Raw genomic sequence first — 21,193 nt, forward strand, 5'->3', positions numbered from 1 at the left:
ACTATTTCCCCATAGCTATTCCGCCCGTATGTTTTACGGCCGCATGTATATCTGAAGGTATAAGCTGCATGAATCCTGACTCCTGATTATGGTGCCAAGTATAATCTGAAGGCCTTGGATTCAACCTATTGTAGCCTACAGCTTTATCCGCTCTTGCAAAATCTATAGCCCGTGTTCGACCAAGCTCAATCCTCACATTTTTAATCGAGTATCTAGAAAAGTCAGGGAACCCAGCATGGTTGAATGGAACACTGTGTGGGTACTTATTCCTTATAGAGACCGGTAAATTTTGAAGCGGATACGTTTTCCCAGCATATCTCCCATTGATCGGAAGCCTGTCATTTACCGGCTTAACCATCTTCGAAGAAAGTTCACAACTCCAACCCAGCGGATCCACCCACCCCACCGGGCTCGGCGCATACTGGTACAGGTTCTCCCCACCCAACAACCCAATCGGGTCTTGTGTGGTAAACCGCCCCACCTCCGGATCGTAGTACCGGAACGTATTGTAGTGCAGCCCCGTCTCGTCGTCGAAGTACTGGCCCTGGAAGCGCAGGTTCTGCTCCACCTCGTTCACGACCATGGCATCGATAGCGCCCCAAGCCCGGTACTTGGCCTGCCACACGATCTGCCCTTCGGCGTCGGTCATTTCCAACGGGGTGCCGATCTGGTCGGTGTGGAAGTAGTACACCCGGTTTTCGGTATCACCTTCGGCCGTGTCGACACGGGCTAATGGTGCATAGCTGTCCGGCTCGTACAGGTACAGCCTGCTGTGCCCCGGCCCCTCCTCCCGCAGTAACCTCAGGCCTTGCCAGAGGAAGTGTTTGTGTTCGGTGTGACCGTCCTTTTCGACACGTTTGGCCACCCGGCGACCAAGGCTGTCGTAGCGGTAGGTGCCGATACTTTCCAGTTTGCCTTGCACATAGGTCTGTACTTCAACGAGTCGGTTTTCACAGTCGTAGGCGAGCGTCTGCAGCCGGCTGTGGCCACTGGTTTTCTCGATCAGGTTGCCCCAGGGGTCGTAGGTGTAGGTCTGGTCTCGCCAGGTGCTGAGGCGGTTGTCGCGTACGTGATCGAACTGGCGGGTATTGAAGTTCAGGCGGTTGGCGGCGGGGTCGTAGCGGAATTCTTCGCTGTCCACGAGCCGGCCAGTGCCGCTGCTGTGCAGCCGGCCGTTGGCTTCGTAGGTGTAGCTGATCTCCCCGCGCAGCTTGTCCACGGTGCGGCTGAGTTCACCGGCCGGGTCGTAGTGGTAGCGCCGGTGGATGGGGTTGTAGGCGTGCTCCACGTAAAGAAAAGGCTGGACCGCAGGCGTGTGGATCTTTGACAGCTTTTCGCTGGGCAGGGTTGTGGCGTACTGCCAGGCCTTGCGGCCTCTGGCGTCGTAGCCGAAACAGCTGGTGAGCCGGCCCTGGGTGCGATGGATCTCCCGGTGCAGGTCGTCGCGCTCCAGGTCGCTGATGACCTGACCGTCGAGGTTGAGCTGGTGCAGGTGCCCGCTGCCGTAGTACAGGTGGTTCAGGTGCTGGCCGGTCGGCAAGGTAAGCGTAATGAGGTTATCGAGGGGGTCGTATTCGTAGCTCAGTTCACCCTGCGGGGTGGTTTCCTTTATGAGTCGGCCGAGGACGTCATAGGCAAACGTCAGCTTCTCCGGGGCGATGCCGCGCTTCTTGCCGGTAAAGGTGACATGGCGCTCGATGGAGAGCAGCCGGTCGCCTTTGTCGTAGTCGTACGTCTGCCGCCCATCTTCGTTCACCTTAGCCAGCAAGCGGCCAATGGTGTCGCGCTCAAATACTGTGATCCGCTCCGGCCGTTCGCCCCGCTCCCCAAAGCCGATCTCTTCCACTTGGGTCAGATGCCCGCCTGCGTTGTAGGCAAAGCGCCGGGTGAGCTGGTCGATGCGCTGTTCTTCGATCAGGCGGTCGGCCGCATCGTAGGCAAAGCGGTAAGTGGCGTTGTTCTCGTTGCTCAGGCCTATCAGCCGCTGCACCTTGTCGTAGGCGTAGCTGACGGTGTGGCCGCTGGCGTCTTGTCGACGAGTAGGCAGGCCGCGGCTGTTGCGTTGCAGGCGCGTGGTCTGGCCTTTGCCGTCGGTGTGGGTCAACACCTGGCCCAAGGCGTTGTAAGTGAAATGCTCTCGAGTGCCATCCGGGTGCTGCAGGCTCAGTACCTCGCCCTCGGGCTTGCGCTCAAGGGTGGTGGTCTGGCCCAGCGCGTCGGTGACGGCCACCAAGTGGTGGCGGTCGTCGTAGCGGTAGTGGGTGCTTTTGCCCGAGCAGTCCTGGAAGCGTTCCACCTGGGCCAGGGTGTTCCACCACAGGTATTTGCGCTTGAGGGTGGGGTCGATGATGGTGTGGGGTACGCCGTCGTCGCCGTTGAGGTACTCGGTCATCTGCCCCAGGGCGTCGGTCTCGTCCAGCAGGTTGCCCAGGGCGTCGTAGTGGGCCTTGACGGTGCTGCCGTCGGGATAGTCCACCTGGGTCACCAGCGTGGTGAGGTGGTGGTAGCGGTAGCGGGTGGTGCGGCCCAGGGGGTCGGTTTCGCTGACCAGACGGGCGAATTCGTCGTACACGAAGGTGAGCCGGTTGCCGTCTGGCAGGGCCAGGCCGGTCATGTTGCCGCTGTCGTCCAGGTCGATGGCGTAGCGGTCGCCGTTGTAGTCTTGGCTGGCGATCACCCGGTGCTCGCGGTTGTACTGCACCTGCAGTTCGCGGCCCAGCACGTCGGTGACCCAGGTGGTGCGCGCGTCCAGGTCGTAGCGAAACTGGAAATGCTCCCCATCGCTGGTGCGGTGTTCCACCACGCGGGGCTGGTCGCCCAGGGTGTCCCAGCGGTACTCGCAGGCCAGGCCCAGGGCGTTGCTTTGGCGGGTCATCAGGCCATCGGTGTAGCTGAACTGGCGCACCGAATCGCCGTTGCGGTTGATCACCTCGGCCAGTTGGCCCTGGCTGTCGTAGCGGTAGCGCACCAGGGTTTCCACCGCCTGGTTGTTGACGATGCGCTTGACCGTGCTCAGCCGCCCGTTGAATTCGTCGTAGTGCAGGTGCACGCGCAGGCCGCCGGTGCTGCAGATGTCGGTCAGCGTGCCGTCCGGGGTGCGGGTGAAATGCAGGAAATGGCCCAGGGCGTTTTCGATGCGGTCCAGGGGTACGCGGGTGTTGTTGGCGGGCACTTCGCCGAAGTAGAAGAACACGTTGTCCAGGGTCTGCAGCAGGTAGTGGCCGCCCTGGGTGCACACCAGGTACACCTGCTCGTGGGGGTTGTAGATACGCTGGCCGGGGGCGATGTCCATGAACGGCACCGTGCGGCCCTGGTTGTCGGTGAGGTACACGAACTCGCCATAACGGCGCAGGGTCTGCTCCCACGGCAATATCCAGCCTTTGCCCAGCACGCTGTTCACGTCCAGGTTGCTGGCATAGAAGCGGGTCCATTCCAGGGGCATGAAGCCTGGCAGGCTGAAGTCCACTTCGTCAGGGATCAGCTTGCGCCCGGTGGTGGTGTCGACAGGGTGGCCAATAAGGCCCCCTACGGCACGGCGGATCACGGGCTCGGCCACGTAGCGGCTGGCCATCTCGCCGCCGATAAAGCCGGCGGTGAACTTGAGGGCGCACGGCAGCATGGCTTTCATGCCCGCCTGGGTACCCATCTTGAGCACGTTGACGATACCGCCCGCGGCGCCAGCGATGGCCATCAGCACGCCAACGGTGTCGCGCAGCCAGGAAGGCACCTCGTCGCTGACGGGCAGGTAGCGGTACTGCCCGCCACCGATAAAGACGTTGCCCGAGCCGGTATTGATGACGGCGCCGCAGGCGAGCTTGTCGCCCTTGCGTGCCGCAGGCAGGCCATTGATAAAGACGTTGGTGGAGCCTTCGGCCACCTTGATCGGGCCGGGATGCTTCTCGCAGGCGCCAATGCTCTGGTCCACGTAGGCGGCCTTGCGCCCATTGATAAACACGTTGGGTGAGCCGGTGATCAAGGTGCCGGAGGGCGAGAGAAACCCACTGCCGATGGTTTCACCCAAGGAAGTGATCAGGCTTCCCCCTATTCCGGCAGCGAGCCCGGCCAGCAGCGCGGCGCCAAACCCGCAGGTGAAGGTAGTCACCGCCACGGCCGCTACCAGCCCAATACCAATGACAGCGCCCAACACAAAGCCGCCCATTGCGCCGGAGTGGGCGATCTCGTCGCCAAACCGTGCTGCCTCGAACATGGGCGTTACTCCTGTTCGAGGGTGGCGGGGGTCGCTGGCAGGCGAGGCTGGAAGCTGGCCAGCAGGTCTGCCCACCCTTGGGTCTGTTCAGGGCTGAAATCAGCCGCAGAGGTGGTCGAGAACACCAGAGCGCGTGTCGGCTCGATCAGAAACGCGGCCTGGCGCTGATAGTAGGGCCGTCCTTCGCCCATGTAGTACGCATCGATCTGCACGCCCTCCATGGGCGCCTCGGTCGAAAGAAACACGGCTTTGCGGCCAAGGGCGGTATAGCCGCGCAGCTTGGAGGCCATCAGCTTGACCTGCCGGTCCACATAGGCCTGCAGCGTTTCGGCCGGCAACAACGTGTCCCTGGACACCGTAATGCTCAAGGGCGCCGGCAGCACTGAACCCAGCACGAACATGTTGACGGTACGGTCCTGAAAACCTTCTGGCAGCGTGATATTGCCTTCTTGCAATGCGTATTCCATGTAACAGGAACTCCTTGTATCGAAAATCAGCCAGCGGCCAAGTCGGCCACCAGGCTATCGAAGTGTGTCAACCAGCCGCTAAGCTCGGATTGGGTAGGGTCGATCTGGCAGGACACTTCCAGCCATTGCAGGGCGTCACTGCCTGCCTGGGGCACCAGTGCCCCCACCAGCCGTGCGTGCTGCGCCTTGCCCTGCGCGTTGATATGAACATCCACTGCCTGGGCATCACATCCCAGAAGCGTACAGCCCTGCTGACGGATCACCCGCAGGCCCGGCGCTTGCGCACTGAAGGCCTGCAGGGCGCGTTCGAAGAGCACACCGAGCGCGTCACCTTCCCGCACCGGGCTACGTTTGATCGCCACCGTGAGCGGTTCGCCCTTGTAGTCCACCGTGGCCTGGACGGCGAGCAGGCGGGCGCGTGCCGGGAAACTCACCTGCAGGCCCCCAAAGCTGAAACAGCTGGGTGCCTCCTGCAGCGGTGTAACGGCCTGGGGCTCCGGCTCGGGTGCCGCTTCCACCACCGGGGCTTGAAGCGCGGCAAGGCGGGCCGCTTCTTCGTCGGCAATACGTTTGGCGGCAATGCGGTCGTACAGGCTTGGTCTGGCCATGGGCTGTTGTCTCACTGGTTGATATCGACCCGGTCGCCTTGTACGAAGGTGTTTTCGCCCAGCACGCTGATCGACTTTCCTTTCAAATAAGCCAGGCGGCTTCCCAGGAGAACTTTGCTGGGCATAGCCCGCTGCACTAACGGCCTCGAAACAACGAGTAAGTCAGCGGTTCAACCCTGCAGGGGAAGGGGTTCACTTTTAAAGCAGGTTGGCGCGCAAGGAAACACGCTTCCATAACAGGCTGTCAACCCAACTAGCGAACATGGCGGGGGGCTTAACGTGATCGGCAGGATGCGCTTTTGAAGGGAATAATACCCATTAAAGCCAACGATCACCGGGCGTTTGCGCGAAGCATGGAGGTTCACGCTTGGCACTCGGCGCGCAAAGTTTTTTTACAATTAAACAGATTTTCTAGTACAAAACAGTAAGTGCAAAAACATTTAAAAGGGGTTAAAGCTGGGTTATAAAAGCAAACATCAAGGCCAGGCAGAGCGCTCATTTAGAGCGTTCGATCTTAAAATATTTCGTAATAAAGCTTCTATTCCAAGAGGCTTCTAAAAACTCTCTTAAGGTGCTACGCCCAGCATTTACTTAATTAAACAAATGCTCAAGCCCTGCCAGGGCCAACTGGGCGCTGCGGATGTCGTCCAATGGCACGGCAGGGCTTACGCCCTGGGGCAGGCCGCGCCAGATGACGAAAGCCTGGCGGGCGTCGAAGAACAGGAAGTAGTCATTGAAACGCTCGGCTTCACGAAAGCGCCTGGCCAGCGCCGTGCGCAGTTGCTGTGCGCTAAGCACCTGGCCGGTAACCTGCAAAGCCAGGCCCCAACGGCGATGCTCACGGCAACTGACAAAACACACGCCTTTGGCGATGGGCCAGGTGGCCGCCCGCTCAGCGAGCAGGTGTTCGTAAAAGGCGCCTTTTTCCGCCACCTGGATCATAGGGCATCAATCCTTCAACGGGACCACAGTGAAATCTACCTGTGGGTCTCGGTCATTAAGGCCCTGACGCATATCTTCGGGCCACCACACCACCAACTGCCGGTCAGTGGAGTCTGGCCGCTTGCATGCGTAACCGGAGCAGCCTTCACGGCTGGCACAACCAGCGAGTACGGCCAGTGCAACGAGGGTAATCAGTACACGACCGGGCTTCATGGTGCGGTTCTCCGAAGCAGCGAGGTACGGCCCTGAGCTGCATTTTTCAAGGATTGTTTAGGCTGGCGCAGTGCGATGTAGATCTCGCTCTCCTCACCCGGCTGCAGCCACGCATGGGGCCAGGCACCCACGCCCATGGCCCAGCGCCCACCACAGCGGCTTTCATCGATGCGCAGCGGTTTGCCAGTATCGTTTTTCGCCACCACCACCGCCACACCCCAGTCTTTGCGTGCAAACCACTGGGAGCGCTGAGCATCGAGCACTAGGCCGTTGCCTGGGTCACACAGTGTTTGCGGTTCGAATGGCAGTGCCGTCGACGCACTGAAGCCCGGTGGGGATACACCATCGAGCAGTTGGCTGAACGCCTTTTCAATCTCGCCTCGGGTAGGCTTCACGAACCCATCGCGGCGCGTGTCGATACGGTCCATCTGCGCATCCACATCATGAGGGTTGCCGTTGTCCACATAGCGCGATGGGTCCACCTGGTCACCGATCAAGCGTGGGGTGAGGATGAACAAACGCTCACGCTGGCTGAACTCGCGGCTGCGGGACTGGAACAGCAGTTTACCCAGGTAGGGGATATCGCCCAGCAGGGGTATCTTGTTGATACGGTCGTTGGCCTCCAGGCCATGGAACCCACCGATCACCAGCGAGCCATGCTCGGCGATGACAGCCTGGGTGCTCACATTCCCTCGGCGCACGGCTGGCTGCTCGTCGTTGATCTGGGACACATCGATTTGGCCGTCTTCAATGTCGACAATCAGTTGCACCTGCGATTTGTCGGCATGGGACAGCGCCCGCGGGATCACCTGCAGGCTCGTACCTGCAGTGATCGGTTCGATGTTGGCCACCCGCTCACCCAATGCGGTCAGGTATTCGGTACGGCTAAAGTCGATCACCGCCGGCTGGTTTTCCAGGGTAAGAATGGACGGGTTACCAATGATCGAGGCCGAGCCATTACCTTCCAAGGCGCGCAGGTCGGCCGCGAACTTGCCCGCATCCTGAATGAACAGGGTGGAACTGGTGCCAGCATCCAGCAAGCTGGCCCCGCCGCTTATGCGCCCGGCGTTGAAGTTCCAGCGGCTGGACAACTGCGCCAGTTCGTTGCGGTCGATGTCCAGAATCACTGCATCGATCTCTACCACATTACGGGGCACGTCCAGTTGCTTGACCACGGCCTCGTACATGGCACGACGCTTGGGCAGGTCATAGATCAGCACGGCGTTATTGCGCACGTCAGCACTAACACGGATACGGGGCCGTGCCGTGCTTTTTTCATTCCGCCCCTTGCGCCCGCTGCCACCGCCCAGTACCTGGTCAATCCCTTGCTCTAGCACGCCCATGTCGGTGTCACCGCCACCTAGCCCACCGAAGTTAAGGCCCAGTGGCGTATTGGCCATGCCGCTGGCTGTTCCGCTGGAGCGCTGGGCAAGGCTGATGCCATTGAGGGATTCGCCTCGCGAACGGCTTTCGAGCAGCTCTTGCAGAATGCTGGCCACGCCGGCTACGTTCAGGGTCTGGTCACGGTAGTGGATGGTACGGTCTGCCGCGTTGGCATACTTGAGGGGCAGTACCATGATGTCCTGTTTTTCGGCCTTCTCAGGAGCTTCTACCTGGCGGCTGTAGTCACGGACAAAATCCACGTATTTGGCAGGCCCGCGTACCAGTACCAGCCCTTCGTCAGGCAATACACCCCAGCCGAACCGAGTGTCCAGCAGGCCAACGTCGGTGAGCGCCTGTTGCAGGTCATCGACCGCATCCGACGACACTTCAATGCGTGCAGTGGTCTGGTCCGAAGTGGGGCTGATGTACAGCGTTTCGTTGTAGACGAACCACTGGAAATGATGCTCCTGGCCCAGCCGGTCCAGGAAGGCCTGTGGGCTGGCAGCGCGGATGCGCCCGTCGACCACGGCGTCCATGGTAGGCATGTCCAGGCCCATGCCAAATTCTTTGGCAAAATCTGCCAAGGTGGTATTCAACGTCGTCTGCCGCGCATCGTAGGCATACGCGGTTTGCTTCCAACTGTCGGGCACGGCCGCCCAGGCTTGCTGGCCAAGCAACAGCACACAACAGGTCAGCCACATTACAGCCTTTTGCATTTCACGCTCCCAACAGCGATGCATCGAAGGTAGGCACGACCGAGGCGCGCCCCGGCCATGGTGTTGCTGGCCAAGAGTTTACTGGATTCCGTCGATGATTGACTTGGTAATGCCGTGCTTGGCGCGAAGCGATTCATTGAGAATGGTGTTGGCCATCTGCGTTTTGCGGGAGGCATCGTTGAAGGCAAGCATGTCTTCGAATTCACCGCTGTCGCTGGCGGTCATCTCGGCGTCGTCCATTTCGGACTGGGCGTTGGAATAAGCATGGTCAAGGCGGTTCTGCAGTGATTTCAGGCTTAGCATGGCGAGGGCCTCATGGTGAGTTCAGCCCTGTGTGGGGCTGAACCCCTCGGCGGTTCCCTGCGATGCCGCCCCAGTGCTGGCGCAGGCTATGCCGTCGCCGCCAATAGCCCGGCCCGCAGCTGGGCCCATTGAATATCGAAAGCCCCAGTAGCATGGCTAAGGGTAAGCACATCGTCTGCCAAGCGGCTGTTGGCTTGCACCTGCCACACTGATGCAAAACGGCTATCGGCCAACCATTGCGTGACGGCCGGCAGCAGGTCTGGGTGGCACTGTAAGGTGGCCCTCACCTCCAGCGGCTGGCTAGCCGCCAGGCTTCGTAACAGCGCACGGGTACGCTCAGCCAGGCCTGCTTCATCCAGCAGGCGAGCCATGGCAGTGCTTAGTAGCTGTTCGGCGGCAGCCAGTGCCTCGTCCTGGAAGTTCTGGCGTTCGGCTTCCAGGCCTTGCAGGAATGCACCAGCCTGCTCCCAGAACTCGGCCACGGCTTGGCTGACCTGTTCATGGGCCTGCTCTTGGGCATGAAGCTGTATCTGCTCGGCCTGCGCCAAGGCCTGGGCCAGCACGTCCTCAGCGCGACGCGCGTCCTCGATATGTTCACGCTTGAGTATGGGCTCAGCTAGGGAAGATACACCCAATGACAGTGAACGCTTGACCAGCATGGCAATCTCCGTAATAGGCAGGCTAGCGTGTTTCAACCCGCCACAACACAGCAGGCCACAAGGTATTGAGCCGTGCAGTGGCTAAGGCAGTGAACGCCGTTTGGTCAGTGGCGGCCAGCGTGTCCGGCCGAGGCCAAGCCAGCCGTAACCTGGCCCAGCACTGTGGGCCCAGCCAGCCACCCAGTAAAGTAGGTGCTTCGGTTTTTTCGCTTTCCAGCCATAAGCCGGGGCGCAGGGCCTTCGCCAGGCTTCGGCACCAAGCCAGGTGGGGCTGTGCAGGAAGGTCCTCTACCTCCGTTGGAGGCGGACCATTGCAGATGTACGTGACGAGGGACAGTGCCAGCTGTTGCTGGGCAGCTGTCATCGACAGCCACTGCAACACCTGCGGCACAGGCGGTGGCGGTTGTGGCGGGTAGACACCGGCAAAGGCCAGAAAGGCCTGTGGGCGGTGACCGGCCCAAGCCTCGCAGGCGGGCAATGGCACACCCGCTTGCTCGGCAAAGCTTTGCTTCCAGCTGGTATGGGCATCGTTCCACGGTGTGCACCACCACCTTACCCATTGTGCCTCGGAGACCGCCAAGGGCACTGCCTGGGGTGCGGCGGCAGGCTCCGTACCTTGGTCCGCATTCAGGGAAGTATCCAGCGCGATGTCGGCCGCCGCGTCACTCATACTCGGCTCGGCAAGTTGGTACCGCCACCACGGCGCGACACCCTTCCGAACAATGCCGCGCGCCAGTCAGCACGTACCACCAGCATCAACAGCACGATCAAGGCCAGCACACCGACCGGTGCCAGCCATACCATGCGGCTCCAGAACCCTACCTGCTTACTGTCCACCAGAAACGGCCCGAAGCTGACCAGTTGCTGGCTGTCCTGGAACTCCGCCGCTGGCACGAATACCAAAGAAAATTTGCGGGAATCCGGCCCAGTGCCGGACGCCATCCCCGGAATACTGCTAGCGACCATTTGTTGGATGCGGCCCCGTACGCTGTCCGGGTCCAATGCCGCCGTGTGCTTGATAAACACGGCTGCCGAGGCTGGCTGCACGGGTTCCCCAGGCGCCACTCGCTCGGGCAGCACCACGTGTACACGGGCCACTACCACACCATCGATCTGAGACAGGGTGGCCTCCAGCTCCTGGGACAAGGCATAGATGTAGCGAGCCCGCTCTTCCAGCGGGGTAGAAATTACCCCTTCCTTCTTAAAGATCTCGCCCAGGCTGCTGCGGGCACGCCGGGGCAGCCCGGCCGCATCGAGCACACGTACCGCCCGGTTGATCTCGGCACTGTCCACGGCCACCACGATGCCGGTCTTGGCAGAATGCTTGTCTGCTTCAATGTGCTGTTCAGCCAGCGAAGCGATCACATCGTTGGCGTCTTGCTCGGACAACCCGCTGAACAGTTCGGTCTGCTGGCCGCACCCGGTCAGCAGCAGGCACAGCGTTAGCAGTGCAGTGGGCCATTTCACAGGTTCGTACCTATTGCAGGTTGGTGAGCTTGTCGAGCGTCTGGCCGACTTTGTTGACCACTTTGGTGGTCACGGCCGTTTGCAGCGAATAGTTCGACAGGGCCCGGCTCATCTCAGTGATGTCAGTGGGGTCTTCCCCCACGGCTGCGGCCTTCATGCTGCGCATGGCCTGCTGGGAGAGCTTGTCAGTGGCCTGTACACGGCCCGACAAGGCCCCGGCCATCAACGCCGGGAGCGGCCCTGCCCCTGCGCTTGCCACCTGAGCGGCGCCCATGGCGGCTGAAAAGAAGTCGACGTCCGCCGAGGAAGGCTCATGCACCAAACCCTGCTCAAGGTCATGATCGGCCTTGGTCGCGGTGTGTTTGCTTACAGATGTAATGGTCATGCATGGCCTCCGGAGGGCGGTGTCGAATGCAACGGGCAGACGTAGATCAGCGGATAGGGCTAGGGCTGGTCTGCGAATCGCTGCTTTGTACTAGGGTTTTGAGCAGTTCCTGCACAGTTTGGGCGCTGGTGCTGTCCAGGTTGTGCTGTTGGCGAGGGGTTAGCTGTTGCGACGGCCCGTCGGTCTGTCCTTTGGCACCCTGATCCAGTAATTTCAGAAGCGCGGCCTCTAGTTTCTCGGCCGAGATGCCACCCTGTGGCACTCCGCCGATCGGCGTGCTACCCCCGCCACCGAAGCCGCCTGATCCACCGCTACCGCCCAGGCCACCTTGTGCGTTACCAACGGAACCTGCGTCAAGCTGGCTGCTAAGCATGTCCAGGGCACTTTGTACCTGGCCGGTTTCGTCGGCGTTCAGGAGGTTGTCTTGCTCGCCGCCACCCTTGGACAGTTCGGTTTTCCAAGAGCCTGAATCCGGTGGAGGGAACTTTGCAGGGTTCTGATCCATGAACTCGCCGATTTTACTCAGCATGGCCTGGTCTTTTTCGGAGAAATTGCTGTTCCCCTTGCCATCAGGCTTAAGCATGCCACCGAGCATGGACTTGACCAGCGCCTTTAGCAGCTGGGTCATCAGGTCTTCTTCACCACCATTTGCGCCACCCACACCTGCGCTACCACCCATACCACCCGCGCCGCCGGTCCCACTTGTCCCCTGCGCTTTAGGTTGAGCCTGGTCCGAACCGAAATTCTCGCCCAGCTTCTCCTTGATCAAGCTTTGCAACGCCTTCTCTACTTGAGCTTGACCACTACCAAAAAGACCTTCGTTAGGCATTTTGGAGGCAACCATCTTGCCGAGAGGAGAACTTTCATCAAGCTTGCCATCCATTGTCATTAGCTGACTGGCAAGCTCTCTGATCGCTTTTTGAAGAGAGCTCAGTTGTTGGCCGCCGCCCTCGGACGGCTGAACGCGCGCACCTTGAATGGGAAATGTGTTGGAAACCTGCATGTTGCCTCCTTAACCCGCAATGAGGCCCTGCGGTACGGGCAGGGCCGAACCCACGCTTAGAAGCTGATGCCTTTGGCGTTCTGAGCGGTAGCACTGATTTTCTTGTTGGTGGAGTCTTCCTTGCCCGACTGGATGGCGTTGAGCACGTCCTGGGTCTGCTTGCGGCGGGTTTCTTCACCCTGCAGGCCGATCAATGCGGCGCCGTTGGCGTCGGACTTGGCACTCTCAGCGCGCTGGGCTTCCAGCGACTTGGTGGTGCCGGTGCTGTCGATGATGGCTTGCTGATCGTTGATACCAGCTTTGGTCTGGTTGATGCCTTGCGCGAATTGGCCACCAGCATTGGTTACGTCGCCTACGAAACCAGTGACGCCAGTACCAGGGTTATTTACGGAGCCGACCATGGGGTGTACCTCAGTAGTGTGATGAATACCCGCAACATTGCGTGGTGCCGATAGGTGGCGCTGGCTTCCCGTTTGGTTCCATTACCGTTCGTCGGTACTCGTAATGTTGTTGTCCTGCCTCGCAGGGTGGTGGAAATGCGTGGGAACCGTCCGCAGCCCGGCGGCCACTCAGCAGCTCACTTACATTTTCACAGGCAGGTGCCGCTATGCGCGTAACTCAAACCACGCCCGGGCTGGGCGATATCGGCAATCAGGGAGGCGCAGGCGAGGCCATGCCTGCCTTGAACCCCGCCCTGAAGGCGCCGCTAGGCGGCATGGGCAATGGCGGAAATGGTGGCAATATCCAGTTTGGTACCGCTTTCACTGTATCGCCCCTTAAAGGCGCGACGGCGGGCATCCAGAACCCGCCGATAACGGCAGGCGCCAACGACGACACTTTACAATCGCTATTCAAGCAGTTTGCTGACCTCTTCCTGGGCAAGCCGCAGCCAGGCTCAAATAGCAACGGTACAACGCCCACATCAGGTAATGCGCCGCCTGCGCCTGCGGCAGGCTGCAAGCCAACTACGCCGGCGGCGGGCACAACACCTGCTGCGCCAGCCCAGGGCGCCAGCGAAACACAGGGTGCAGCGAAGCCTGACAACGGTACCGCCATACCAAAGGCAACCCCTGCACCGCTTCTTGATAACTCGAAATACTCCTCCCCCGAAGAGTTGAAGAAATACGACGCGCTGGTGGCGCACTTGCCTCCCAACGAGCGGGAGCAGGCGGCTAAGGAGCTGAACCGGCCAGTAGCGGCGGCCAAGATGATGGCGGCCGGAGGCGAAGATGGCAAAAAGGCTAGGGAGTTCATTGAGGCCAACCCTACGCTGAAAACCGCCCTCGACACCAGCAAGCATGGGGGTAAACCAGACGGCAACATTTCGAAGAACGACGTGTCCTCGTTCATCAAGAACATGGACAAAGCGACCAAGGCAGCCAGCAAAGACATCGAGGAGTATCAGAAAAAGAACCCTGGTGCTGACCCTCAGTCCCTGGCCATGGTGCAATCGGCAGCCATGCTGCGCGCTACCGAGCCCTTGGCTAAAGCTGCGGCGCTGAATGCAGATGGCAAGGTTGATAAATACATCACCGGCGACGCGCTTAACAACCTGCAAAAGGGCAACGATAACCCAGGCCTGTCCTCCCTTCTAAAGCAAACGGCCAAAACCTTCGCCGAGCCTGGCTTCCTGCACATGCTCGACCAGGGTGGTTTCGAAGGCGAAGGGCTAGCCCTTCACAACGCCGACAAGAAGATCAGCACCAAGAACATCGACGAGTGGATCAAGAAGCAGGCGCCCAAGACCGGTGGCGAGTTCGCTTCGATGATGAGCGACGCGGCGACACGCAACGCCGTGGCAAAGGTGGACATCAGCAACCTCAACGAGGATGTTTTTAACAACCCGGGCAAGTACAGCGGTGAGCAGAAAGCCGCTGTCATGGTCAAGCTCCAGGAAACCCAGGAGCAGGTTGAAGGTGGTAGCAAGCTGCGCAAGGTGGGCAAAACCTCCGAAGCCTTGCAGCAGAAGATTGCCCAGCTGCAGATGGACCCGGACGTTAAAACGTTTATGGATAAGGCTGTACCCCAACAGCAGAACGCCATGCTTAACAGCGATCCAGCCCTGAAAGCGTCAGTGGTGAAGCGAAACGCTGACCTGATCAGTGGTAAAGCGCTGCAGGATGATATGGCGACCGCAGAAAAGCAGGCCGAGGAAGCCAACAAGGGTAAAAAACCAGAAGACCGCACCCCAGTCGATTACAGCAAAGCATTGGGCGGCCTGAATGCCGAGCTTCAGATGCAGGGTGAGCTCTCCGGCAACAAGACCCCCATGACCGCCGCCCAGGTGCTGGATAAGCGCCCGGACCTCAAGGCCAAGATCAACCAGTCGTACCAGGAAAGCTTTGTACAGGGCAAAGCGGTTGAAGGCGCCCTGAAAAAAGACCAGAAGTCTGATGCCAAGGACGTGCTAGGCCACGTGGACAGCCAGAAAATGGCCTATGACGAAGCACTGGGCACCAGTGTGACCGCGGCGGCACAGAGCGGTTATGCCGAAGCCACCATGAAGGCCCTGACCACCACCGGCAAAGGCGCCAGCGTGCTCAAGGAACTGAAAGACGCCGGCACCCTGCCCAAGGATGCCGACACCCGCAAAATGACCGGCGCCCAGATGTATGGGCAACTGCGTGACAGTGTGGAGAAACAGACCTCCGCAGCAGGCCTGAGTACTACCGGCAAGCTGGCAGCGGCCGGCGGCGGCGCCTTCAGCGTGGCCAGCTTGTTGACCATCAACCAGAAGCTCAAGGATGGCGACACCAGTGGTGCGATCAAAGGCATATACGATGGGGCCAGAGGTGCTGGAGAACTGGGCAAGCTAGGCTACAACGCGGCCGCTCAAGCCTTGGGCAAGGACGCCTCTGCGGGCCTGGGCCGTATCGCTGGTGCAGCGGCCGGCCGTATCGCCGGTATGGTTGCCGGTGAAGCAGCAGGCCTGGCAGCAGCGAGTGCCATTGGTGCGGCTGCCGGGCCTATAGGCTGGGCCATTGACGCCATCATGGCTATTGGCTTTGGTATCAAGGCCATTGTGGACGCGGTGAACAAGCACAAGCGGCAGGAAACGTTCGACCACAACGTGGACCCTACCTTGAAGCAGTTCGGTATTCCAAAGGCCCATTGAAACCCTACTCGCCCGCCTGATAGTCAGGCGGGCACGGGGTTACACATCCAGCTCTTTCATGCGGTGGTACAGGGTGCGCCGGGGGATTTCCAACTCCCGAAGCACCGCCTCAATGCAGTGATTATTGCGCTTGAGTGACTCCTGAATCAGGGTTCGCTCGATGAGCCGCAGCTGTGATTTAAGGCCAGTGGCGCCATTGTCCGGTTCTTCCTCGCCTAGCAAGGGGAGGTTGAGTACAAACCGCTTGGCAGCCGATTTCAGTTCACGGATGTTGCCCGGCCAGTCATGGTTGAGCAGCACCTGAGCCATCAGCGGGTCGATCGCTTGAGCCACCTGCTGTTGCTCAACCGCCGCCTGCTCGGCAAAGCGCTTGAACAAGGGCAATATACGTTCGCGTTGTTCACGTAGAGGCAAGAGCTTGAAGGTGAGCACATTGAGGCGAAAATACAGGTCTCGCCGGAACATGCCCTGCTCCACCAGCTCGTCTAGTGAGCGCTGAGCCGAAGCGATCACACAAATGTCCAGTGGCACCGGCGTTGTAGAGCCAAGGCGTTCCAGCATACGGGTTTCCAGCACGCGCAACAGCTTGGGCTGCAACGTGAGGGGCATGCTGTCTAGTTCGTCAAGGTAGAGGGTGCCGCCTTGGGCCGCTTCGATATAGCCCATTCGTGACCGGTCCGCGCCTGTGTAGGCGCCGCTGACCACACCGAACAGTTCGCTCTCGCACAGGGATTCAGGAATGGCCGCGCAGTTCATGGCCACGAAAGGGCCGGTGCGGCCAGACAGGAAGTGAATGCGTTGAGCCAAGGTGTCCTTGCCGCAACCGGTTTCACCGGCCACCAGCAAATCAACACCCAGGTCCGACAGGCTCTTGGCTATGGCATCCAGGTTGCCCAGGTGATGGCCGAGCGCCAAGTGATCGTCTACTGCGTCGTACTCGCCCATGCTTGATCTCGATGCGGAACGGCCGGCCCCCTGCCTGGCCCATTCGCAGTAATTGAATCGGTTACACGCCCAATGCCTTCATGCGTTGGTAAAGGGTGCGTTTGGGGATGTCCAGCTCCTCAATGACCGAATCCAGGCTGTGTTTATGACGCTTGAGCGCATCCTGGATCAATAGGCGCTCCACTACGCGTAGCTGTGATTTCAGCCCCGCCGTACCTGGCTCGGACAACGGTGCGGGCAAATCACCCCCTAGCAGCCCGAAGCCCAACACAAAGCGCTTGGCTGCGGATTTTACTTCTCGGATATTGCCAGGCCATGAATGGCTGAGCAGCACCTGAGTAAGGTGGTTGTCCAACCGTGGTACGGAACGGCCCAGCTCAGCCGCTGTTGCCTGGGTGAACTGGTCGAACAATGGCAGAATCCGTTCCCGCTGCGCACGCAGGGCGGGCAACCTGATGGTTAGCAGGTTGAGCCTGAATAGCAGGTCGCGGCGAAAATGCCCTTGTTCCACCAGTACATCCAACGAACGCTGGCTTGAAGCAATGACGCGCAACTCGACCGGCACAAAGGTCGTTGACCCCAGGCGTTCGATTCCACGTGCCTCCAGTACCCTTAGCAGCTTGGCCTGCAAAGCCAGCGGCATGCTGTCTATTTCGTCCAGGTAAAGGGTGCCGCCGTGGGAGGCTTCTATATAGCCCTCACGCGCCCGGCATGCGCCCGTGAAGGCACCGCTGGTAACGCCAAACAGCTGGCTCTCAGCAAGCGCTTCTGGGATAGCCGCACAGTTTATGCCTACGAAGGCACCCGTACGCCCAGACGCATCATGAACCTGCCGCGCAAGTGTGTCTTTTCCAGTACCTGTATCGCCATAAAGCAGAATATCCATATCCAGATGACTGGAATTCAATACAGATGGGTCTACTTCTTGGGGTTTGTTTTGCGGGCGGGCAATATGACTAGGCAAATCGATTTCACCATTCATTGACTTCCCTCACCGAAGGCTGTCGGCAGTGTATAACCCACTTGGCGAGACCGTCAACAATATCAAGCGTGATGAAAATCACGGTGCTGTTACGAAAAGCTGACAGCGCTTTTTAAACGTCGGATTCAAACGACCATTTAACTATTCGCGAAAAATAGGCCTGTCGGCACGGTAGGGAGGGGATAGCCTAATCTCAGCAAAAACAACGCTTTACCCTTTCAGCTTGCGGGCTCTGCCGTTTTTTCGTCAAAAATCGATCCTGGTCTCTAGCGCTGAAATCAAACTGAAACAGAACGGTTGAAACCTTCTTTTAAGTGGATGACTTGACCAACTATAAATTATAAAGCTCAGAAAATATAAATGGGCAAAACTGTATGTTTGCAACGAACTTAAACGAACTAAAAAAGAGCCTTTCAATATTGCAGACCACTACATACTCACATCAAATTTCCAACTCATCCCACTTATCTTTAGTTATAGGGAACTTGTAAGACACCTCATTGGGTGTCTCCTGCATCCCCTTGTTTTCATGGGCAATCCCTCAGCGATCGCCGTGACCGGCTGCGCTTCGGGCAATGGGAAATCCACATAGGAAAGCAAATTATGGCAAAGGGCTATACGGTGGATCCGACTTGTCACCTACCGTGCCCGAGGACAATGCTGCATGCGCGCTACCATGGTTCGTCGTAATACCCCGCCATAACGTTTGTAAATGTAGGCCTATGGATACAATTTGTATAAATTTGCACAAACTGTGACATATCGTTTATGCGCAACTAGATAGCCAGCTAAGGTACTCCAGCTACTACTACACCTGTCGAAGCCTGCACCCGTTCCGGCTCAGCAGCACCCTCCGGGCTCGATCCACTCAGGTACGCCAGCAGCGGCCCCCTGCCTGTGACGGGCACTAGCACATGGCCAGGGCCGCCTGCCGTATTGCTGCTCGAATAGGCGGGATTAAGCATGCGCAGGTCGTTTTCGGATATGCCGCATGCGGTGGAGAGCTGTTTGAACCCCACAGGGTAAGGTAGCGCAACGGAAGCAAGGTAAGGCTGATCTGCCACAGGATGAAGCCGAAGGCGGTGTTCGCTGGGGTTGCTGATCAACTTGGACAAGGCCAGAAGGCGCGGCACGTAGTCCTTGGTCTCACGTGGCAGCTCCAGGTGCCAGTAGTCCACTGGCAAGCCTTTGCGGCGGTTGGCTTCCCTGGCACGGGTCACAGTCCCCTCGCCGGCGTTGTAGGCTGCCAAAGCCAACAGCCAATCGCCTTCGAACAACGTATGCAGCCGCTCCAGGTAATCCATGGCTGCCTGGGTAGAGGCTAATACGTCACGCCGGCCGTCGTAGCCAGGTGTACGGCGCAGCCCGTAGTCGGTCGCCGTAGCCGGCATGAACTGCCACAGCCCTACTGCCATCTGGGGTGACACCGCCATGGGGTTGTAGGCGCTTTCGATCATGGGCAACAAGGCGAGCTCCGACGGCAGGCCACGCTGTTGCAGGCTCTGCATGATCAGGTGCACATAAGGTGTGGCTCGCCGGCTGGCCTGTGTGACAAACCCGGGGTTGCCCATGAGCCACGCCATTTGGCTAGATACACGCGGGTTAGGGCCAACCTGGCTCCACCAGCTTGTGCCGCGCCCTACCCGCTCCCAGATCGTCTGGCCAGGAATGGAAGGTATGTCTGCGAGGAGCCTGGCAGGAATCGCTTGGTTTGAGGTAGGGCGAATCACCACCTGGGGCGAGCGTGGGCTGGCCAGTTCGACAGGGCCAGGGGCCTGGCAACCCGCGCACAGCGCTATTCCAAGCAATACCCCTATACGCTCCGAACGCAAGGGGCTCAATACACTAGCAAGGTGTGAGGTAAACATGGGGCAGTTCTCTGAAGGCACGCGCACCTGAGTGGCGCGTTCAGCCGGCCAGTTCCTATCCTTTGCCCATGCGCACCATACAAGCGATAAGGCACCCGCCTTTTTCATCGCCCCCTGGAACCGATCGCGCCTTTAACACCACACAGGGGTGAAGCCCGGGAGGCTTCTCAAGCGTAGCGCTGCCGTCTAGATTGCCTTGAGCAAACACGAGCAACAGGCTCGCCTGGCCCGTATACAGCGCACGTTATCGCCGGTAAGCCCTACCAAAATGCCGTTCCAGGTGGGCCTGCACCAGTTCCAGCAGGATCGACAGCACCCAATAGATCACCGCGGCCGTGGTGAGCATTTCAAGGTAGCGATAGCTGGAACGACCATAGGACTGGGCCAGGAACATCACTTCCCACACTCCCATTACGGAGATGAGTGAGGAGTCCTTGAGCATCGAGATGAACTGGTTGGCAGTGGGCGGAATGATCGCGCGCATGGCCTGTGGCAGCACAATACGCAGGAAAATCTGCCAAGGGCGCATACCCATCGCCAAGGCTGCCTCACGTTGACCACTGGCAACGCCCACAATACCTGCGCGGAAAATTTCGCTCAGGTATGCGCCATAGTTGAGTGACAGCGCAATAATGCCCGCGCTGATAGCACCGGGCACCAGGCCCACCTGTGGCAGCCCAAGGTAGATCAGCAGGATCTGGATCAATAAGGGTGTGCCGCGGAAGAATGACGTATAGAAGCTGGCCACGCCCACCAGCACCGCACTGCGGGACAACCGCGCCAGCGCAGCGGCGAAGCCGAACAGGGCCGACACCACCATCGAGCACAGGCACAGGAACAACGTCAGCGCCGCCCCCTGCAGAAAACCGTTCGGGGCCAGCTTCAGGCCAACCAGAGTGGGCAGCTTGTCCAGGATGATCGAAAACTTAAGGTCGAAGCTGAGGAAGAACCCTATAAATAGAAGAAACAAGACCAGCCAGGTCAGGTAAAGCCGGGTGCGAAAGCCGAAAAAGCGTTCGCCCGCAGGCTCGCCAGGCGAATGGGAGGGCGGAGGTAGCACACTCATTTGCTGATATCAGCCCCGATCCACTTTTGCGAGAGTTTGGTTAACGTGCCGTCCGCCTTCAACTCGGCGAACACCTGGCGCACCTTGGCCTCCCATTCAGGGTCCCCCTTTTCAACCGCTACCGCGTTGGGTTCCTCATACAGCGGCGCACCTGCCAATTTGAAACGCTTGTCCTGGGCGAGCCGCGGTTGAGCCGTCACCAGATTGGTAAGGATGGCATCCAGGCGTACCCCTGCACCCAGGCCCAGGTCCTGGAAGGCGACGTTATCGGTATCGTAGGGAACGGCCTGTACGAAATCGAAGGGGTATGTGAGAGGCTTGTCTTCGGCGCCCTCTATCACCAGGTTCTTGTTCAGGTAGCTTTCATAGCTTGAAGCGCTGGTTAGGCCGACTTTGAGCCCGTTCAAGTCCTTAGCCGCGTGGATGCGGTCATCCTTGGCATTGACCACGATCACGGCAGGCGACGCATAGTACTCCACCGGAAAATCGAATACCTCAGCACGCGCTTTGCTTGGGGTCATCGAGCAGATGCACACATCATAACGCCCGCTCCAGCGGCCAGCCGCGATCACGTCCCAGGAGGGTGTTTCCAGGCGCAGCTTTGCGCCCAGCTTTTCTGCTACGGCTTTGGCCACGTCAACGTCAAACCCATCCAGCTGGTTTTGATCGTTGAGAAAAGAGAACGGCGGGTAGCTTTCCATCAGCACATTGACCAGTTCCTTATGCGCCTCTACACGTTCCAGTGTGGCACCGGCATGGGCCTGCGCCCCTAATGTGAACAGCGCGAGACCTGCAAACAGCGAGCGAGAAAACCCCATGGACATACCCAAAAAGTTGATAAGAATAGACGCCGGGTATTTAATA

General features: G+C 59.4%; 19 protein-coding genes. 1 reads left to right on the top strand and 18 read right to left on the bottom strand.

All coding sequences use genetic code 11. The features are described 5' to 3' along the window. Position 1: 1 nt before the first annotated feature. The 13 genes from ACSAMW_RS08770 to ACSAMW_RS08830 form a co-directional block, all read right to left on the bottom strand. Entirely contained in the window at positions 2 to 4,207 is a 4,206-nt protein-coding gene (locus ACSAMW_RS08770; RefSeq protein WP_500593578.1) for an RHS repeat-associated core domain-containing protein, read from the bottom strand. Between the two features lie 5 nt (positions 4,208 to 4,212). Further along, positions 4,213 to 4,674, bottom strand: coding sequence for a DcrB-related protein (locus tag ACSAMW_RS08775; protein ID WP_500592986.1), 462 nt, complete (start codon positions 4,672 to 4,674; stop codon positions 4,213 to 4,215). Between the two features lie 26 nt (positions 4,675 to 4,700). Further along, the gene (locus ACSAMW_RS08780) at positions 4,701 to 5,282 is read right to left on the bottom strand and encodes a DcrB-related protein (RefSeq protein WP_500593579.1); all 582 of its coding nucleotides are present in this window, start codon (positions 5,280 to 5,282) and stop codon (positions 4,701 to 4,703) included. 591 nt (positions 5,283 to 5,873) lie between these two features. Then, positions 5,874 to 6,224 (bottom strand): type III secretion protein HrpV, encoded by a 351-nt coding sequence (locus tag ACSAMW_RS08785; RefSeq protein ID WP_500593580.1) that lies wholly within the window; start codon positions 6,222 to 6,224, stop codon positions 5,874 to 5,876. Between the two features lie 6 nt (positions 6,225 to 6,230). Continuing rightward, complete coding sequence (gene hrpT, locus ACSAMW_RS08790; RefSeq protein WP_500593581.1) at positions 6,231 to 6,437, bottom strand: HrpT family type III secretion system protein; 207 nt, start codon at positions 6,435 to 6,437, stop codon at positions 6,231 to 6,233. After that, positions 6,434 to 8,536 (bottom strand): type III secretion system outer membrane ring subunit SctC, encoded by a 2,103-nt coding sequence (sctC, locus tag ACSAMW_RS08795; protein WP_500593582.1) that lies wholly within the window; start codon positions 8,534 to 8,536, stop codon positions 6,434 to 6,436. Before sctC ends, hrpT begins: the two co-directional genes overlap by 4 nt. A 78-nt stretch (positions 8,537 to 8,614) precedes the next feature. Then, positions 8,615 to 8,839 carry a type III secretion protein gene (locus ACSAMW_RS08800; RefSeq protein WP_168085991.1) on the bottom strand — a complete coding sequence of 75 codons (225 nt, stop codon included), beginning with the start codon at positions 8,837 to 8,839 and terminating at the stop codon, positions 8,615 to 8,617. Between the two features lie 86 nt (positions 8,840 to 8,925). Continuing rightward, the gene (sctL, locus tag ACSAMW_RS08805) at positions 8,926 to 9,498 is read right to left on the bottom strand and encodes a type III secretion system stator protein SctL (protein ID WP_500593583.1); all 573 of its coding nucleotides are present in this window, start codon (positions 9,496 to 9,498) and stop codon (positions 8,926 to 8,928) included. A 22-nt stretch (positions 9,499 to 9,520) separates the two neighbouring features. Beyond that, on the bottom strand, positions 9,521 to 10,168 hold the full coding sequence (locus ACSAMW_RS08810) for a type III secretion protein (RefSeq protein WP_500593584.1): 648 nt from the start codon (positions 10,166 to 10,168) through the stop codon (positions 9,521 to 9,523). Further along, complete coding sequence (gene sctJ, locus ACSAMW_RS08815; protein WP_500593585.1) at positions 10,165 to 10,965, bottom strand: type III secretion system inner membrane ring lipoprotein SctJ; 801 nt, start codon at positions 10,963 to 10,965, stop codon at positions 10,165 to 10,167. The genes ACSAMW_RS08810 and sctJ overlap by 4 nt, the downstream gene beginning before the upstream one ends. Before the next feature lie 10 nt (positions 10,966 to 10,975). Beyond that, positions 10,976 to 11,350 carry a type III secretion system inner rod subunit SctI gene (sctI, locus tag ACSAMW_RS08820; RefSeq protein WP_500593586.1) on the bottom strand — a complete coding sequence of 125 codons (375 nt, stop codon included), beginning with the start codon at positions 11,348 to 11,350 and terminating at the stop codon, positions 10,976 to 10,978. Between the two features lie 46 nt (positions 11,351 to 11,396). Next, complete coding sequence (locus ACSAMW_RS08825; protein ID WP_500593587.1) at positions 11,397 to 12,353, bottom strand: hypothetical protein; 957 nt, start codon at positions 12,351 to 12,353, stop codon at positions 11,397 to 11,399. Between the two features lie 56 nt (positions 12,354 to 12,409). Further along, positions 12,410 to 12,754, bottom strand: a complete 345-nt coding sequence (locus tag ACSAMW_RS08830; protein WP_500593588.1) for a type III secretion system major pilin HrpA — start codon at positions 12,752 to 12,754, stop codon at positions 12,410 to 12,412. Positions 12,755 to 12,960: 206 nt separating this feature from the next. On the opposite strand from ACSAMW_RS08830, the gene ACSAMW_RS08835 reads away from it, so the two are divergent. Next, positions 12,961 to 15,468 (top strand): type III effector HrpK domain-containing protein, encoded by a 2,508-nt coding sequence (locus ACSAMW_RS08835; protein WP_500593589.1) that lies wholly within the window; start codon positions 12,961 to 12,963, stop codon positions 15,466 to 15,468. A gap of 39 nt (positions 15,469 to 15,507) precedes the next feature. Here ACSAMW_RS08835 and ACSAMW_RS08840 read toward each other — a convergent pair whose 3' ends face one another. From ACSAMW_RS08840 to ACSAMW_RS08860, 5 genes are all read right to left on the bottom strand, one after another. Beyond that, positions 15,508 to 16,413: a sigma 54-interacting transcriptional regulator gene (locus ACSAMW_RS08840; protein WP_500593590.1), complete on the bottom strand. Its 906-nt coding sequence runs from the start codon at positions 16,411 to 16,413 to the stop codon at positions 15,508 to 15,510. Positions 16,414 to 16,474: 61 nt separating this feature from the next. Next, entirely contained in the window at positions 16,475 to 17,320 is an 846-nt protein-coding gene (locus ACSAMW_RS08845) for a sigma 54-interacting transcriptional regulator (protein ID WP_500594007.1), read from the bottom strand. A gap of 863 nt (positions 17,321 to 18,183) precedes the next feature. Continuing rightward, positions 18,184 to 19,263: a transglycosylase SLT domain-containing protein gene (locus ACSAMW_RS08850; RefSeq protein ID WP_500593591.1), complete on the bottom strand. Its 1,080-nt coding sequence runs from the start codon at positions 19,261 to 19,263 to the stop codon at positions 18,184 to 18,186. Positions 19,264 to 19,507: 244 nt separating this feature from the next. Continuing rightward, positions 19,508 to 20,329 carry an amino acid ABC transporter permease gene (locus ACSAMW_RS08855; protein WP_500593592.1) on the bottom strand — a complete coding sequence of 274 codons (822 nt, stop codon included), beginning with the start codon at positions 20,327 to 20,329 and terminating at the stop codon, positions 19,508 to 19,510. Further along, positions 20,326 to 21,147: an ABC transporter substrate-binding protein gene (locus ACSAMW_RS08860; RefSeq protein ID WP_500594008.1), complete on the bottom strand. Its 822-nt coding sequence runs from the start codon at positions 21,145 to 21,147 to the stop codon at positions 20,326 to 20,328. The genes ACSAMW_RS08855 and ACSAMW_RS08860 overlap by 4 nt, the downstream gene beginning before the upstream one ends. Positions 21,148 to 21,193: the final 46 nt, after the last annotated feature.

The sequence above is a fragment of the Pseudomonas sp. AB39(2026) genome (assembly GCF_059831485.1).

Excerpts from the sequence above, each read along its gene's own strand:
- ACSAMW_RS08860 (WP_500594008.1), bottom strand. The coding sequence starts at position 21,147 with ATGGGGTTTTCTCGCTCGCTGTTTGCAGGTCTCGCGCTGTTCACATTA.
- ACSAMW_RS08855 (WP_500593592.1), bottom strand. The coding sequence starts at position 20,329 with ATGAGTGTGCTACCTCCGCCCTCCCATTCGCCTGGCGAGCCTGCGGGC.
- ACSAMW_RS08825 (WP_500593587.1), bottom strand. The coding sequence starts at position 12,353 with ATGCAGGTTTCCAACACATTTCCCATTCAAGGTGCGCGCGTTCAGCCG.
- hrpT (WP_500593581.1), bottom strand. The coding sequence starts at position 6,437 with ATGAAGCCCGGTCGTGTACTGATTACCCTCGTTGCACTGGCCGTACTC.
- ACSAMW_RS08770 (WP_500593578.1), bottom strand. The coding sequence starts at position 4,207 with ATGTTCGAGGCAGCACGGTTTGGCGACGAGATCGCCCACTCCGGCGCA.
- ACSAMW_RS08800 (WP_168085991.1), bottom strand. The coding sequence starts at position 8,839 with ATGCTAAGCCTGAAATCACTGCAGAACCGCCTTGACCATGCTTATTCC.
- sctI (WP_500593586.1), bottom strand. The coding sequence starts at position 11,350 with ATGACCATTACATCTGTAAGCAAACACACCGCGACCAAGGCCGATCAT.
- ACSAMW_RS08775 (WP_500592986.1), bottom strand. The coding sequence starts at position 4,674 with ATGGAATACGCATTGCAAGAAGGCAATATCACGCTGCCAGAAGGTTTT.
- ACSAMW_RS08785 (WP_500593580.1), bottom strand. The coding sequence starts at position 6,224 with ATGATCCAGGTGGCGGAAAAAGGCGCCTTTTACGAACACCTGCTCGCT.
- ACSAMW_RS08830 (WP_500593588.1), bottom strand. The coding sequence starts at position 12,754 with ATGGTCGGCTCCGTAAATAACCCTGGTACTGGCGTCACTGGTTTCGTA.
- sctC (WP_500593582.1), bottom strand. The coding sequence starts at position 8,536 with ATGCAAAAGGCTGTAATGTGGCTGACCTGTTGTGTGCTGTTGCTTGGC.
- ACSAMW_RS08840 (WP_500593590.1), bottom strand. The coding sequence starts at position 16,413 with ATGGGCGAGTACGACGCAGTAGACGATCACTTGGCGCTCGGCCATCAC.
- ACSAMW_RS08810 (WP_500593584.1), bottom strand. The coding sequence starts at position 10,168 with ATGAGTGACGCGGCGGCCGACATCGCGCTGGATACTTCCCTGAATGCG.
- sctL (WP_500593583.1), bottom strand. The coding sequence starts at position 9,498 with ATGCTGGTCAAGCGTTCACTGTCATTGGGTGTATCTTCCCTAGCTGAG.
- ACSAMW_RS08780 (WP_500593579.1), bottom strand. The coding sequence starts at position 5,282 with ATGGCCAGACCAAGCCTGTACGACCGCATTGCCGCCAAACGTATTGCC.
- ACSAMW_RS08835 (WP_500593589.1), top strand. The coding sequence starts at position 12,961 with ATGCGCGTAACTCAAACCACGCCCGGGCTGGGCGATATCGGCAATCAG.
- ACSAMW_RS08850 (WP_500593591.1), bottom strand. The coding sequence starts at position 19,263 with ATGTTTACCTCACACCTTGCTAGTGTATTGAGCCCCTTGCGTTCGGAG.